Genomic DNA, 14,949 nt, shown 5'->3' with positions numbered 1-14,949 from the left:
CCTGCCTTATCAAGTTTTACCCGATATTAAACGCCATACTCCTGCCGGTAAGCCCGCACAGCAGCCAGATGGTCAGCCATTTCCGCTTTTTCTTCCAGATATTCAATCAGGTCGGCCAGCGTAATAATTGAAATCACTTTGCAATGATAGTCGCGTTCAACTTCCTGAATGGCGGAGATATCTGCGCGTCCGCGTTCCTGACGGTCCAGAGAAATCAGCACACCTGCCAGAGTGGCGTTATTGGCATTGATGATTTCCATCGATTCACGGATAGCCGTCCCGGCGGTGATCACATCATCCACCAGCATGACGCGCCCCTGCAACGGACTGCCTACCAGCAAACCGCCTTCGCCGTGGTCTTTGGCCTCTTTGCGGTTAAAGCAGTATGGCACATCGTGCTCATGGTGCTCAGCCAGCGCAACCGCCGTGGTCGTCGCGATTGGGATCCCTTTATAAGCCGGGCCAAACACTAAATCGAAATCAATTTTAGAATCCACCAATGCTTCGGCATAAAAACGTCCCAGTAACGCCAGATCACGGCCGGTATTAAACAAACCAGCATTGAAGAAGTAAGGGCTGATGCGTCCTGACTTCAGGGTAAATTCGCCGAATTTCAAAACCTGTTTGTTCAGTGCGAACTCAATAAACTGGCGCTGATAGGCTTTCATTGATGGTCTCCTCGATAATGTCTTATTTCTAATTGTCAGCCCGCAGGCCATAAAAAAGGCGACTTCTCAGTCGCCTTAAAAAATTATTCCGCCAGCGCCGCTTTCTGCGCCTGGAAGATAGTGTCGATGCCCCCTCGGGCGAGGGCCAGTAAACCGAGTAGCTCCTCATGACTGAATGGCTCGCCCTCTGCGGTGCCCTGCACCTCAATCATGCGCCCATCTTCCATCATCACGACGTTCATATCGGTTTCAGCTGCCGAATCTTCAACATACTCAAGGTCACACAGCGCTTCGCCTTTAACGATACCGACAGACACCGCGGCAACCATGCCTTTCATCGGGTTAGCTTTCAGTTTACCCGCAGCCACCAGCGCATTCAGCGCATCGGCCAGAGCCACACACGCACCAGAGATGGACGCAGTACGCGTACCACCGTCAGCCTGCAACACGTCGCAGTCGAGGGTAATGGTGAACTCACCCAACTTTTTCAGATCGACAGCAGCACGCAGGGAACGGGCAATCAGACGCTGAATTTCCAGCGTACGGCCGCCTTGCTTGCCTTTTGCAGCTTCACGCGCATTACGCGTGTGGGTAGAACGCGGCAACATGCCGTACTCAGCGGTGATCCAACCTTGTCCCTGACCTTTCAGAAAACGCGGAACACCTTCCTCCACCGTGGCGGTACACAGCACTTTGGTATCACCAAACTCCACCAGCACGGAACCTTCAGCGTGTTTAGTGTAATGGCGGGTCAGTGTTACGGGGCGCACTTGTTGTGCATTTCGGCCTGCTGGACGCATGGATAGTTCTCCGGGTCGCGAATCATGTTTGGCTGCGCATTATACGGACTTCGCGAGGTAATGCCTATCATGACCGGCACGGCACGGCTATAATCGCTGCATCTTTACATTAACAGGTACGCATACATGATCAGAAGTATGACCGCTTATGCCCGACGCGAAATTAAGGGTGACTGGGGCAGCGCAGCGTGGGAACTCCGCTCGGTAAACCAACGTTATCTCGAAACTTACATCCGTCTGCCCGAGCAATTCCGCAGCCTGGAGCCGGTCGTCCGTGAGCGTATTCGTTCTCGCCTGACCCGCGGTAAAGTCGAATGTAATCTGCGTTTTGATCTCGATCCGGGCGCACAGAGCACATTGCAGCTCAATGAAAAGCTGGCTAAACAGCTGGTTGAAGCCGCGCAATGGGTAAAAATGCAAAGTGACGAAGGTGAAATCAATCCGCTGGAAGTTCTGCGCTGGCCGGGCGTCATGCTGGCCGAAGAACAGGATCTGGATGCTATCAGCAACGAATTACTGGTGGCTCTGGAAACTGCGCTGGACGATTTCATCAGCGCCCGTGAAAGCGAAGGTGCCGCGCTGAAAACCATGATCGAGCAACGTCTCGACGGTGTCAGTGCTGAGGTGATCAAGGTTCGTGCCCAGATGCCAAACATTTTGCAATGGCAGCGCGAACGTCTGGTCAGCAAGCTGGAAGATGCCCAGGTACAGCTGGAAAACACCCGTCTGGAGCAGGAACTGGTGCTGATGGCGCAGCGTGTTGATGTAGCAGAAGAGCTGGACCGTCTGGAAGCACACGTCAAAGAAACGCACAAAATCATGAAGAAGGAAGAAGCCGTTGGCCGTCGTCTTGATTTCATGATGCAGGAATTTAACCGCGAGTCGAATACGCTGGCGTCTAAATCCATCAACGCCGATGTCACGACTTCCGCCATTGAGCTGAAAGTATTGATCGAGCAAATGCGCGAGCAGATCCAGAATATCGAGTAAATATTCGCCTCACGCACAAAAAACGCCTCCGGTCATCACAACCCGAGGCGTTTTTTTATGCTTTAACAGCGAGGGAAATTAGTTTTCCCAGCGTTTCAGCAGTACGCAGGCGTTCACGCCACCGAAACCGAAGCCGTTTGACAGGGCATAGGTAATCTCATGTTTCTGCGCGGTATTACCGACAATGTTCAGACCTGCAGCTGCTTCATCTTTGTTTTCCAGATTCAGCGTCGGAGGAACAATCTGGTCACGCACGGCCAGAATGGTGAAGATGGTTTCCAGACCACCAGCCGCGCCCAGAAGATGCCCGGTCGCAGATTTGGTGGATGTCACCGCCAGCTTACCGTCGGTGCCGAACAGGGTTTTAATCGCATTGATTTCACCCAGATCCCCCACCGGGGTAGAGGTGGCATGAGCATTCAGGTGCTGGACATCTGAAGGCTGGATACCCGCCTGACGCAGCGCGATTTTCATGGCGCGACCCGCGCCGTTACCATCTTCCGCACCGGAAGTCATATGGTAAGCGTCACCGCTGGTGCCGTAACCGACAATCTCAGCAAGAATTTTCGCACCACGGGCTTTCGCGTGTTCCAGCTCTTCAATCACCAGCATGCCCGCACCTTCGCCCATGATGAAACCATCACGCGCGCTGTCGAACGGGCGGGAAGCTTTTTCCGGATGATCTTCATGGCCGGTGGACATCGCTTTCGCCGCAGCAAAACCACCCAAACTCACAGTATCGATAGCCGCTTCTGCACCGCCACAAAGCGCAACATCCGCTTCGTCATTACGAATCAAACGTACAGCATCGCCAATCGCCTGGACACCTGCCGCGCAAGCCGTTACCGGTGCGCCAATCGGGCCTTTGAACTGATGCTTAATGGAAACCTGACCAGACGCCAGATTCACCAGGAATGAAGGGATCGTGAACGGGGACAAACGCTTAGCGCCACGGCTATCGTTAGTACGTACAGCATGCGCAATCGCCGGGAAACCACCAATACCGGAACCGATTACCGTTGCGGTACGTTCCTGCTGTTCCTGCGTTTCTGCTTTCCAGCCCGCATCAGCAACGGCCATATCAGCAGCAGCCATCGCGAATAGAATGAAACGGTCCATTTTTTTCTGATCTTTGGGCACCACGAACTGGTCCGGATCGAATCCTGACTCAGGGTCCTGTTCTTTGGTTTGTACCTGACCACCAATTTTCACGGACAGGGTTTCAACAATCTCTTCCGGTAAAACTCGGATACCGGACTGACCGGCCAGCAGGCGCTTCCAGATCGTTTCGATATCACAGCCCAGAGGACTCACAGCCCCCATGCCGGTTATAACTACTCGACGATGAGACATAAATATTCCTCTCTGTCTGTTTAGGACTTAAGTTTCTGCGGGCGCTTTGATGAACCGGCCAGAAACGGGTTTCTGATAATAAGGCTGACAGTATGTGACGAATTACGATTTTGTAAACCCGTAACCAAAAATTTCGTTATGGCTATTTTGCCAGACTGCGCAGAACCAGGCTGGTAATCGCCTGAACGCGCTCTTCCAGTTGTTCCGGCGTTTTTTGTTCCAGCAACAACGGGTGCGAAAACGGCGTGGTCACGCTGGTGATCGCCATGCAAACCTCATCCAGCGGCGTTTTACGCTCAAACTCACCAGATTCGCGCCCGTCTGTGACCACTTTCTCAACAATGCTGTACATCATTGCCCGGTGATTTAGTGTCGATTTCCATTGCTGAGCCGCTGCTGTCGCGGCCAGATCATGTAATTTCCGATCCTGGAAAAAGAGATCCAGACTACGTGTCAGCAGCGTTTTAAAAATAGATCTCAGGCGCAGAGTCGCACTTTGGTCGCTTTGTGCAATCAACAGGAGTGCTTCATCTATCTGCCCAACACGTTGCGAGCAAATAGCTTCGCCAATAGCCTGTTTAGACTCAAAAAACTTATAGATATAAGCACTTGAAACGCCAATCGATTTTGCCAGATCGGCAACCGACGTTTTGGCAAACCCATAAAGGCGAAAGTGCTCGAAAGCAGCATCAATGATTTGCTCACGCCGTTCGTGCCCGGCAGGTCCACGCTGTGTTAACGCAACCGGAATATCGGGTTTCATACACGCCTCCGGGCAGATAAAACTATTATGCATTGCGTCAATGAGTGACGATTTTAAATAATCGTAACTTATAAACAGAGAAAATTCACCTCTGATAAGAATGTCGGGCGTACATTAAAGAGTAAAAGGAAGGTTAAAGTAACGAGCAATTGCGATTTTTCTAATCTAAAATAACCCGACATTCTTACCCACCCTTTTACACAGGCAAGTTTCAGGGGTAATCGCATTAGATTTAGTAATTTCAAAATCAATGCAAAAGAAAAACTCAGTCGAGAGGCAATGGGAAACTCATTACTCTACGCGGCTATCGCTTTCTCATTACTGATTCGTCTGGCGCATATCGATGTTACTCACTGTTCTTTATATTATTGGGATCACCGCAGAGGCTATGACCGGTGCTCTTGCTGCCGGGCGGCGTAAAATGGACTCCTTTGGCGTCATTATTATCGCATCAGCGACGGCAATTGGTGGCGGCTCTGTCCGCGATATGCTGCTGGGGCACTATCCTTTGGGGTGGGTTAAGCATCCGGAATACATTGTCATTGTGGCCGTCGCCGCACTCATGACCACCTGGCTTGCACCGCTTATGCAACACCTGCGCCGGCTCTTTTTGGTACTGGATGCGCTGGGGCTGGTGGTGTTTTCTATTATCGGAACACAAGTGGCGCTCGATATGGGACATGGTCCTATCATCGCTTCGGTTTGCGCAGTCATCACCGGCGTTTTCGGTGGCGTCCTGAGGGACATGATGTGTAATCAGATCCCACTGGTCTTCCAGAAAGAGATATATGCAGGCGTTTCATTTGCCTCTGCCTGGGTGTATATCGGCCTGCAATATTTCTCGTTACCGCACAATCTGGTGGTAATCATTACCCTGCTGGTCGGGTTTATTGCTCGCCTGATTGCATTACGGTTCCGCCTTGGATTGCCTGTCTTCAATTATCCGCATTCGGACCATTAACCCGGTTTTTATAGCTCACTGAAAGGCAGGCAAATGCGCCTGCCTTAACGCCCCGGCGATTGCCATCACCTGCGGGTGATGAATAAACTCAAAAATCTGGTTCGCCCGCGTTTTCCCGATTCCTGCTTTTGCTTCCCACTCCGGCGAGGTCATTGCTTTCAGCTGGTTCCAGGAATGCTGGCGCTCTGCAAATTTCAGTGCAAATGTTGGAAATCCCATTGCTGAAAGCCAGTGGCGAAAATCTTTTTCCCGCGTCAGGGAAATCTGGGCCATCAACTTTTGAGCCTGTTTAACACCAATGCCCGGAACCGCAGCCATCTCTTTTTCGGTGATATCTAACCAGCTGACCAGCGAATCAGCAGGACGAGCATCGAGCAGTTTTTGCCAGGTTGCCCCGCCAAATCCGGCCATATCCAGCGCTTCCGGTCCGCTGAGCCAGACCAGCCGGGATAGGAACTGCTGCGCGCAACCAGGCTCAGGCGTGAAACAAGAAAGCGCGTTGTATTGCTGTGGGTCTGGCAGTTGCAGCCCCGTGCGCTCACTCACGCGCCACACAACTTCGTCAAGACGCGGGATCCCTTGCCCGGCCAGTGTAATGGCCACCTGGTCTCCCGGGAGCACATCCCATTTTCTGAAACGATTTATGGATCCCACATTCACCTTATTCACCCATTTGTCGTCCAGCCTGAGGCTTTTCAGATTCAGAATGATGGTGACTTTCCCGCTTCGCCCGATAGTCGTCGTGATACCCGCGACTTCTGTGAGCTGTCTTACCGGTGGATATTTCCACGCCACAGCCCAGGTCGCTGGCTTATTTTTCCAATATTTTCCCGCAGGCTCCTCTTCCTGACGGATGACGACGCCATCGGTCGCAAAAGGCAGTGGCCGGAGAAACCAGGTATCACGCCATTTAGCGACTTCATCAACAGATTTCACGGGCAGGGTGTATTGAGAAACCACAGGAAAACCGAACTGGCTGAGTTTCCCGAGATGCGAGCTCATACTGAGCGGACCATCCGGCCACGACCAGATGAAAATACCCAGCTGATTCAATATGTCAGAGGCCGAAGTGCGCAGCATTGCCCCCGCGACTTTCGATCGTGCATTCACGCCGCCATCAGCACGCTGCTGATGACCGGTCATCTTCAGATAGAGCTCGCCCTGTAACACCAGTTGGGGTGCCAGGTCGGGAATAGTCAGGGGTATAGCCGGAATCAATGCAGCTTTTGCGGTCCAGCTTTGTCCTTTTTCACCATCACCGCGGCTGAGCAACGCGGCGAGTTGCCCGTATCGGTAAATCAGCGTCACTGCTACGCCATCTATTTTGGGCTGCACCCAAAGGTTTTTACGCCCCTTCATCCAGTCTGCAACAGCTTGCTTGTCTTTCATTTTATTCAGCCCGGTATGAGAAACCGGATGAACGGAAATAGCATCTTCTGCGCGGGGGATCACTGGTGCAGGAAGTACCTGACCGGCACATTGCAGCCAAAAACTCTGTTTCTGGCGTAAATTGTCATAGACCGAATCCTCAACCGGGCTGATGCCTGACTGATGGTAAGCGGTGTCCCATTGTGCGAGTTGGGCCGTGAGCTGACGGGTTTCCTTTTCCAGATGTGTCGCTGGCCAGGCAGGACATGCACGCTCAGACAACTCAGCGCTTAGAGAAGAAAAATGGATAAATAACAGACTGATAATGATGAGCTGGCGCATAAGCACCTCCTTGTGGGCGCCAGTAAACGCCGCAGAGATATCTTCCGCCAGTCGCATTTTTGATTCCTGCGAGATGCATTCACCGTTATTTAGTGAGTTGCTGTAACGAAAAGAAATTTTGGAAGACGGCACGTAAATCGACAAAGAAAGGCTATTTTCCCGTGCGAAGTTGCGATGAAATACGTCTGGGCACTGCACCGAATGCGGCGAGCGTGTATACTGTGCGAGAGATCACTCTTCGCATACTTCCTATCAACCCATTCAGTTGAAACGTCATCATGGTTCAAGGCACGCTATATATTGTCTCCGCCCCAAGTGGAGCAGGTAAATCAAGTCTGATTCAGGCTTTACTTAAAACACAACCGCTCTACGACACACAGGTTTCTATTTCTCATACCACCCGTTCAATGCGACCGGGCGAGAAACACAGCGAACATTACTTCTTTGTCTCTAAAGAAGAGTTTCGCGAGATGATTGAACGTGATGCCTTTTTAGAACACGCAGAAGTTTTCGGTAATTACTACGGCACTTCGCGTGAAACCATTGAGCAGGTTTTAGCTTCTGGTGTGGATGTTTTCCTGGATATCGACTGGCAAGGCGCTCAGCAAATCCGGAAAAAAATGCCTCAGGCACGCAGTATTTTTGTATTGCCGCCATCCAAAGATGAGCTTGACCGCCGCCTGCGTGGCCGCGGTCAGGACAGCGAAGACGTTATCGCAAAACGTATGGCACAAGCTGTTGCGGAAATGACGCACTTTGCTGAATACGACTATTTAATTGTGAATGATGATTTTGATCTGGCGTTATCGGATTTAAAAACCATTATTCGCGCCGAACGTCTGCGTCTGAGCCGTCAGCGGCTCCGTCATGACGGATTAATCACCAAACTATTGGCAGACTGAAGTCACTTTCAGTATTATGCCCAGTCTTTCGTCACCCTGTGGAGTAGCACATATATGGCACGCGTAACTGTTCAAGACGCTGTTGAGAAAATTGGTAACCGTTTTGACCTGGTGTTGGTGGCTGCTCGTCGCGCACGCCAGCTGCAATCTGGTGGTAAAGATCCACTGGTCGCTGAAGAAAACGATAAATTCACCGTTATTGCCCTGCGCGAAATCGAAGAAGGCCTGATCACTAATCAGATCCTCGACGTTCGTGACCGTCAGGAGCAACAAGAGCAGGAAGCCGCAGAGATTCAGGCAGTGACTGCCATCGCTGAAGGCCGTCGTTAATTAACGAAACGGATCTCACTTGTATATCTTTGAAAGCCTGAATCAACTGATTCAAAAATACCTGCCGGAGGAGCAAATTAAGCGCCTCGTGCAGGCTTACCTCGTGGCGCGGGATGCGCACGAGGGGCAAACACGTTCCAGCGGTGAGCCGTATATTACTCACCCGGTGGCCGTGGCCTGTATTTTGGCTGAAATGAGACTCGATCATGAGACTCTGATGGCGGCGTTATTACACGACGTTATCGAAGACACGCCTGCAACTTACCAGGATATGGAACAACTGTTTGGCAAGAGCGTTGCTGAGCTGGTTGAAGGCGTTTCAAAGTTAGACAAGCTGAAGTTCCGCGATAAGAAAGAAGCGCAGGCGGAAAACTTTCGCAAAATGGTCATGGCGATGGTGCAAGACATCCGCGTCATTCTGATCAAACTCGCTGACCGTACCCATAACATGCGCACGCTGGGCTCTTTGCGCCCGGATAAACGTCGCCGCATTGCCCGCGAAACGCTGGAAATTTACAGCCCGCTGGCACACCGTTTGGGTATTCATCACCTGAAAACCGAGCTCGAAGAGCTGGGCTTCGAAGCACTCTATCCAAACCGTTATCGCGTCATCAAAGAAGTGGTGAAAGCCGCGCGTGGTAACCGTAAAGAGATGATCCAAAAAATCCTCTCTGAGATAGAAGGCCGTTTAACCGAAGCCGGTATTCAGTGCCGTGTCAGTGGCCGCGAAAAACACCTGTACTCTATCTATTGCAAAATGCACCTCAAGGAACAGCGTTTCCATTCCATCATGGATATCTACGCCTTCCGGGTGATCGTTAAAGACCTCGATACCTGCTATCGCGTGTTAGGGCAGGCTCACAGCCTCTACAAACCGCGTCCGGGTCGGGTCAAAGATTACATCGCAATCCCAAAAGCCAACGGCTATCAATCTTTGCATACCTCACTTATCGGCCCGCACGGCGTGCCGGTTGAAGTGCAGATCCGTACTGAAGATATGGATCAGATGGCAGAGATGGGGGTTGCGGCTCACTGGGCTTATAAAGAGAACAGTGAAACCAGCACGACGGCGCAGATCCGCGCTCAACGCTGGTTGCAGAGTTTGCTTGAGCTGCAACAAAGCGCAGGCAACTCCTTTGAATTTATCGAGAGTGTGAAATCGGATCTGTTCCCGGATGAGATTTATGTCTTTACCCCGGAAGGTCGTATCGTCGAATTGCCTGCGGGCGCGACGCCGGTCGACTTTGCTTACGCAGTGCATACCGATATCGGCCATGCCTGTGTCGGCGCGCGCGTTGACCGCCAGCCTTATCCGCTTTCACAGCCGCTCACCAGCGGTCAGACTATCGAAATCATTACCGCTCCGGGTGCCCGCCCGAACGCGGCCTGGCTAAACTTTGTCGTTAGTTCACGCGCTCGCGCCAAAATCCGCCAGATGCTTAAAAACCTGAAACGTGATGATTCCGTTTCGCTGGGTCGTCGTCTGCTGAATCACGCGCTGGGTGCCGGTAAAAAACTGTCAGATATTCCGCCAGAAAACATTAAAAATGAGCTGGATCGCATGAAGCTCGTGGCGATGGATGATCTGCTGGCTGAAATCGGTCTCGGCAACGCGATGAGCGTTGTTGTTGCTAAAAATCTGATGGGCGATCAGTCATCAATGGCATCGTCAGGCACGCGTAATCTGCCGATTAAAGGCGCAGACGGCGTACTGATCACGTTCGCAAAATGTTGTCGTCCGATCCCGGGTGACCCGATTATTGCGCACGTCAGCCCGGGCAAAGGTCTGGTTATCCACCATGAATCCTGCCGTAATATTCGTGGCTATCAGAAAGAACCTGAGAAATTCATGGCCGTTGACTGGGATGACCATCAGGAAACGGATCAGGAATTTATCGCCGAAATCAAAGTCGATATGTTCAACCATCAGGGCGCACTGGCGAACCTGACAGCAGCAATTAATGCTGCTCAGTCGAACATTCAGAGCCTGAGCACCGAAGAAAAAGACGGTCGCGTCTACAGCGCCTTTATCCGCCTGACGACTCGCGATCGCGTTCATCTGGCGAATATCATGCGTAAAATTCGTATCATGCCGGACGTCATTAAAGTTACCCGCAACCGAAACTGATTGTTATGACCCCAGAACGTTATGCGCGTATCCGCGAAATGCTTGCGGCCCGACAGCCAGACCTGACGGTCTGCATGGAACAGGTGCATAAACCGCATAACGTTTCTGCCGTCATTCGCACGGCAGATGCCGTCGGCGTTCATGAAATCCATGCCGTCTGGCCTACCACCCGAATGAAAACACTGGTCTCTTCGGCGGCGGGCAGCAACAGCTGGGTTCAGGTCAAAACACACAAAACCATTCAGGAAGCCGTCGCCAAAATGAAGGCGAAGGGTATGCAAATACTCGCTACGAATCTTTCTGAAAAAGCTGTCGATTTCCGTGCCATTGATTACACCCGTCCGACCTGTATCTTACTCGGACAAGAAAAAACGGGTATCACTCCAGAAGCTTTAGCTCTCGCGGACAGCGATATCATCATTCCGATGATCGGGATGGTGCAATCTCTGAACGTATCTGTCGCCTCAGCACTTATCCTGTACGAAGCACAGCGTCAGCGGGAAAATGCCGGTCTGTATCGCCGTGAAACCAGCCTGCTGAGCGAGAAAGAGCAGCAGCGACTGCTGTTTGAAGGTGGCTATCCGGTGCTGTCGAATGTGGCGAAGCGCAAAAAACTGCCACGCCCTTTCATTGACGATCACGGCCAGATTGTTGCCGATGACGAATGGTGGTCTGCGATGCAAATGACGGTTAAAAAAAGATGAAAGGCCGCCTGCTCGACGCCATCCCGCTGACGTCGCTTTCCGGCGTCGGAGCCAGTCAGGCAGATAAACTCGCTAAACTCGGCCTTGAAACTATTCAGGATTTACTGCTTCACCTGCCTTTGCGTTATGAAGACCGTACCCGCCTTTACACCATCAATGATTTACAGCCTGGCATTTTCGCAACTATAGAAGGCGAAGTGCTGCGCAGTGATATCAGTTTTGGCCGCCGCAGAATGCTGACCTGTCAGATAAGCGATGGCACTGGCATGGTGACGTTGCGGTTCTTCAATTTTAACGCCGCGATGAAAAACAGTCTGGCAGCAGGCCGTCGTGTCACCGCGTATGGCGAAATTAAACGCGGCACCATCGGCGCTGAAATCATTCATCCGGAATACCGCATTCAGGGTGAAAACAGTGAAGTGGTTTTGCAGGAATCGCTGACGCCGGTCTATCCGACAACGGAAGGTATTCGCCAGGCAACACTGCGTAAACTGACCGATCAGGCTTTAGAATTACTCGATACCGTACCTATCGCCGAATTATTGCCGGAAGAATTAAGCCGTTCGCTGATCCCGCTTCCTCAGGCGCTGCATTTACTGCATCGCCCGCCGCCAGACATCCAGCTCGCCGATCTTGAGAAAGGTCATCATCCTGCTCAGCGACGCCTGATTATGGAAGAACTGGTGGCGCATAATCTCAGTATGCTGGCCGTTCGCGCCGGTACACAAAGCTATAAAGCACTGCCATTGCACCATGACGATCGCCTGAAAAAACAGTTCCTCGCTTCTCTTCCTTTCAGCCCGACAGGCGCGCAGCAGCGCGTGGTGGCTGAAATCGAGCAGGATTTAGCGAAAAGCTACCCGATGATGCGTCTGGTTCAGGGTGATGTGGGTTCTGGCAAGACGCTGGTAGCAGCTCTCGCCGCACTCTGCGCTATCGCTCAGGGGCAACAGGTCGGATTAATGGCGCCGACAGAATTGCTGGCCGAACAACATGCCAATAATTTCCGTCAGTGGTTTGAACCGCTGGGAATTCAGGTCGGCTGGCTGGCAGGAAAACAAAAAGGTAAAGCCCGGCAGGCGCAGCAAGACGCGATTGCCAGCGGTCAGGTTTCAATGGTGGTGGGCACGCATGCCATCTTCCAGGAGCAGGTTTTGTTCTCGTCACTTTCTCTGGTCATCATTGATGAACAGCACCGGTTTGGTGTACACCAGCGTCTGGCGCTGTGGGAGAAAGGCCTGCAACAAGGGTTCCATCCGCATCAGTTGATCATGACGGCGACGCCTATTCCGCGAACTCTGGCCATGACTGCCTATGCGGATCTTGATACGTCAGTGATCGACGAATTGCCGCCAGGCCGTACGCCGGTAACAACCGTCGCGATCCCCGATACCCGCCGCAGTGATATTATCAGCCGCGTCAAAAGTGCCTGCGAGCAGGAAAATCGTCAGGCTTATTGGGTATGTACGCTGATCGAAGAATCAGAAATGCTCGAGGCTCAGGCAGCCGAAGCCACCTGGGAAGGACTGAAAGAGGCCCTGCCAGCGCTCAACATCGGGCTGGTGCATGGTCGCATGAAAGCGCAGGAAAAACAGGCCGTCATGCAGGCGTTTAAACAAGGCGAAGTGCAACTTCTGGTGGCGACGACCGTTATTGAAGTCGGCGTTGACGTACCAAATGCCAGCCTGATGATTATCGAAAACCCGGAGCGTTTAGGACTGGCGCAATTACACCAGCTGCGCGGCCGCGTCGGGCGCGGTGCCGTGGCTTCCCACTGTGTTCTGCTCTATAAAACGCCGCTGAGCAAAACTGCGCAGAAGCGTTTGCAGGTACTGCGTGACAGTCACGATGGTTTTGTCATTGCCCAGCAGGATTTAGAGATCCGCGGACCGGGCGAATTACTGGGTACGCGCCAGACTGGCAGTGCAGAGTTTAAAGTCGCGGACCTGTTACGCGACCAGGCAATGATCCCCGACGTGCAGCGTATAGCGCGCTATCTGCAACAGCAGTTCCCGGATCACGCCAAAGCATTGATAGAACGCTGGCTGCCGGAAAGAGTCAGATACACCAACGCCTGATCCCCTTCTCCACTCTCTCTTATCGTCGAAGCATTATTAAAAATGATGTTTTTGCGCCTTCACATTCATGCAAATTTTAATGTCACCGCAGCTGAACTGCTTTCTTCGTTGGTTATTTGATGACCTTCACAGAGTGAGGCAAAGTCGGTAACCGGTTTCATACCCCATCACTACACTGATGATAATTAAGGCAACCGTGTCTGAACTCTTCAACATAAGGCCAATATTATTATGAGCATCAGCCAGTCACTCTTTAACTTTATAGAACTAAAGATCAGCCCTTTTGCTGCCAGGCTTTCCTCACAACGGCACGTCATGGCAGTACGTGATGGCTTCATTTCAGCAATGCCGTTTATGATTGTCGGCTCATTTTTACTGGTTTTTGTCCACCCGCCATTCTCGCCTGAATCTTCGTGGGGTTTCGCCAGGAGCTGGCTGGCGCTTTCGGCTAAATATGAAGTACAAATTTTGACGCCGTTCAATATGACGATGGGGATTATGTCGATCTACATCGCGGCATCGATTGCCTACAATCTGGCAAGAAGTTACAAACTTGACCCGTTTATGACGGCGATGCTGGCGCTGATGTCTTTTCTGCTGGTTGCTGCGCCGCAGGTTGATGAGAAAATGTCGACCGTCGCGCTGGGTGGCGTGGGCATATTTACCGCCATTCTGGTGGCGATTTATGTGACTGAGCTGACGCGGCTGCTGAAAAAATACAATATTGGCATACGCTTACCTGAACAGGTTCCTTCAAACATTAAGCATTCATTCGATTTGCTGATCCCGATTATTGCGGTGGTGGTGACGCTTTTCCCTTTGAGTTTGCTGGTGCAGTCAGGTTTCGACATGCTGTTACCACAGGCGATTATGGCGCTGTTCGAGCCGCTGATTTCCGCCGCTGACTCACTGCCCGCAGTACTTCTCGCCGTGCTGATTTGCCACCTGTTGTGGTTTGCCGGTATTCACGGTTCAGCCATCGTTTCCGGCATGTTGCAGGCTTTCTGGTTAACCAACCTTGGCCTGAATCAGACAGATCTCGCCGCAGGTTTACCGATGACGCACATCATGACCGAGGCTTTCTGGAATTTCCTGATCGTTATCGGCGGCTCCGGCGCAACCATCGGGCTGGTGTTGCTGTTTTGTCGCAGCAAGTCGGCGCATCTGCGTACAATGGGCAAACTCAGTCTGGTACCCAGCTGCTTTAACATTAATGAGCCGGTGATCTTCGGCACGCCAATTGTTATGAACCCGGTATTTTTCATCCCCTTTCTTCTGGCACCGATGGTGAATGCCGTCATTGCCTACACTGCGGTTAAAACCGATCTTCTGCCGCATATGATTTCACTGGTTCCCTGGACATCTCCGGCGCCGATTGGCGCAGCCTGGGCAATGGGCTGGGATTTCAAAGTGTCGATTCTGGTCGTCATGCTGATGGCACTTTCGATGGTGATTTACTATCCGTTCTTCAAGGTTTATGAAAAACAGCTTATGGCGCAGGAGAAAGCCGCTGAAGCGGAAGAGGTGTTTACGGAAAAGGCAGCACAGTAAGCGATAAATCA

Annotated in this window: 13 protein-coding genes; 8 read left to right on the top strand and 5 right to left on the bottom strand. The window is 51.9% G+C overall.

Annotated elements, in window-relative coordinates:
* Positions 1-26: 26 nt before the first annotated feature.
* A complete protein-coding gene (gene pyrE, locus UC15_RS15680) occupies positions 27-668 on the bottom strand; it encodes an orotate phosphoribosyltransferase (protein WP_112289306.1) in 642 nt (213 codons plus the stop codon).
* Positions 669-751: 83 nt separating this feature from the next.
* Entirely contained in the window at positions 752-1,468 is a 717-nt protein-coding gene (gene rph / locus UC15_RS15675; protein ID WP_013577632.1) for a ribonuclease PH, read from the bottom strand.
* Positions 1,469-1,594: 126 nt separating this feature from the next.
* Here rph and UC15_RS15670 point away from each other — a divergent pair, with 126 nt between their 5' ends.
* On the top strand, positions 1,595-2,458 hold the full coding sequence (locus UC15_RS15670) for a YicC/YloC family endoribonuclease (protein WP_112289305.1): 864 nt from the start codon (positions 1,595-1,597) through the stop codon (positions 2,456-2,458).
* Positions 2,459-2,536: 78 nt separating this feature from the next.
* Here the strand turns inward: UC15_RS15670 and fabF are convergent, their stop codons facing one another.
* Both fabF and UC15_RS15660 read right to left on the bottom strand, forming a co-directional pair.
* Complete coding sequence (fabF, locus tag UC15_RS15665; protein ID WP_112289304.1) at positions 2,537-3,811, bottom strand: beta-ketoacyl-ACP synthase II; 1,275 nt, start codon at positions 3,809-3,811, stop codon at positions 2,537-2,539.
* 142 nt (positions 3,812-3,953) lie between these two features.
* On the bottom strand, positions 3,954-4,574 hold the full coding sequence (locus UC15_RS15660) for a TetR/AcrR family transcriptional regulator (RefSeq protein WP_112289303.1): 621 nt from the start codon (positions 4,572-4,574) through the stop codon (positions 3,954-3,956).
* A 343-nt stretch (positions 4,575-4,917) separates the two neighbouring features.
* On the opposite strand from UC15_RS15660, the gene UC15_RS15655 reads away from it, so the two are divergent.
* Complete coding sequence (locus UC15_RS15655; protein ID WP_112289302.1) at positions 4,918-5,535, top strand: trimeric intracellular cation channel family protein; 618 nt, start codon at positions 4,918-4,920, stop codon at positions 5,533-5,535.
* Positions 5,536-5,550: 15 nt separating this feature from the next.
* Here UC15_RS15655 and ligB read toward each other — a convergent pair whose 3' ends face one another.
* Positions 5,551-7,245 (bottom strand): NAD-dependent DNA ligase LigB, encoded by a 1,695-nt coding sequence (ligB, locus tag UC15_RS15650; protein WP_112289367.1) that lies wholly within the window; start codon positions 7,243-7,245, stop codon positions 5,551-5,553.
* Between the two features lie 278 nt (positions 7,246-7,523).
* Between ligB and gmk the strand changes: the two genes are divergently transcribed.
* The 6 genes from gmk to UC15_RS15620 all read left to right on the top strand — a co-directional run bounded on the left by gmk (position 7,524) and on the right by UC15_RS15620 (position 14,938).
* Positions 7,524-8,147 carry a guanylate kinase gene (gene gmk / locus UC15_RS15645; RefSeq protein WP_112289301.1) on the top strand — a complete coding sequence of 208 codons (624 nt, stop codon included), beginning with the start codon at positions 7,524-7,526 and terminating at the stop codon, positions 8,145-8,147.
* 54 nt (positions 8,148-8,201) lie between these two features.
* Entirely contained in the window at positions 8,202-8,477 is a 276-nt protein-coding gene (rpoZ, locus tag UC15_RS15640) for a DNA-directed RNA polymerase subunit omega (RefSeq protein WP_015699238.1), read from the top strand.
* Positions 8,478-8,496: 19 nt separating this feature from the next.
* The gene (gene spoT / locus UC15_RS15635) at positions 8,497-10,605 is read left to right on the top strand and encodes a bifunctional GTP diphosphokinase/guanosine-3',5'-bis pyrophosphate 3'-pyrophosphohydrolase (RefSeq protein WP_112289300.1); all 2,109 of its coding nucleotides are present in this window, start codon (positions 8,497-8,499) and stop codon (positions 10,603-10,605) included.
* A gap of 5 nt (positions 10,606-10,610) precedes the next feature.
* The gene (gene trmH, locus UC15_RS15630; RefSeq protein WP_112289299.1) at positions 10,611-11,309 is read left to right on the top strand and encodes a tRNA (guanosine(18)-2'-O)-methyltransferase TrmH; all 699 of its coding nucleotides are present in this window, start codon (positions 10,611-10,613) and stop codon (positions 11,307-11,309) included.
* Positions 11,306-13,387 (top strand): ATP-dependent DNA helicase RecG, encoded by a 2,082-nt coding sequence (recG, locus tag UC15_RS15625; protein WP_112289298.1) that lies wholly within the window; start codon positions 11,306-11,308, stop codon positions 13,385-13,387. Before trmH ends, recG begins: the two co-directional genes overlap by 4 nt.
* 231 nt (positions 13,388-13,618) lie before the next feature.
* Positions 13,619-14,938: a PTS sugar transporter subunit IIC gene (locus UC15_RS15620; protein WP_112289297.1), complete on the top strand. Its 1,320-nt coding sequence runs from the start codon at positions 13,619-13,621 to the stop codon at positions 14,936-14,938.
* Positions 14,939-14,949 lie beyond the last annotated feature (11 nt).

This window comes from Rahnella sp. AN3-3W3, from assembly GCF_003263545.1.
Classification (GTDB): domain Bacteria; phylum Pseudomonadota; class Gammaproteobacteria; order Enterobacterales; family Enterobacteriaceae; genus Rahnella; species Rahnella variigena.
Note: the sequence above shows the minus strand (reverse complement) of the source record. Positions and strands in the feature narration are given on the sequence as shown.

Coding starts and splice junctions, on each gene's coding strand:
- pyrE (WP_112289306.1), bottom strand. CDS start 668: ATGAAAGCCTATCAGCGCCAGTTTATTGAGTTCGCACTGAACAAACAG.
- rph (WP_013577632.1), bottom strand. CDS start 1,468: ATGCGTCCAGCAGGCCGAAATGCACAACAAGTGCGCCCCGTAACACTG.
- UC15_RS15670 (WP_112289305.1), top strand. CDS start 1,595: ATGATCAGAAGTATGACCGCTTATGCCCGACGCGAAATTAAGGGTGAC.
- fabF (WP_112289304.1), bottom strand. CDS start 3,811: ATGTCTCATCGTCGAGTAGTTATAACCGGCATGGGGGCTGTGAGTCCT.
- UC15_RS15660 (WP_112289303.1), bottom strand. CDS start 4,574: ATGAAACCCGATATTCCGGTTGCGTTAACACAGCGTGGACCTGCCGGG.
- UC15_RS15655 (WP_112289302.1), top strand. CDS start 4,918: ATGTTACTCACTGTTCTTTATATTATTGGGATCACCGCAGAGGCTATG.
- ligB (WP_112289367.1), bottom strand. CDS start 7,245: ATGCGCCAGCTCATCATTATCAGTCTGTTATTTATCCATTTTTCTTCT.
- gmk (WP_112289301.1), top strand. CDS start 7,524: ATGGTTCAAGGCACGCTATATATTGTCTCCGCCCCAAGTGGAGCAGGT.
- rpoZ (WP_015699238.1), top strand. CDS start 8,202: ATGGCACGCGTAACTGTTCAAGACGCTGTTGAGAAAATTGGTAACCGT.
- trmH (WP_112289299.1), top strand. CDS start 10,611: ATGACCCCAGAACGTTATGCGCGTATCCGCGAAATGCTTGCGGCCCGA.
- recG (WP_112289298.1), top strand. CDS start 11,306: ATGAAAGGCCGCCTGCTCGACGCCATCCCGCTGACGTCGCTTTCCGGC.
- UC15_RS15620 (WP_112289297.1), top strand. CDS start 13,619: ATGAGCATCAGCCAGTCACTCTTTAACTTTATAGAACTAAAGATCAGC.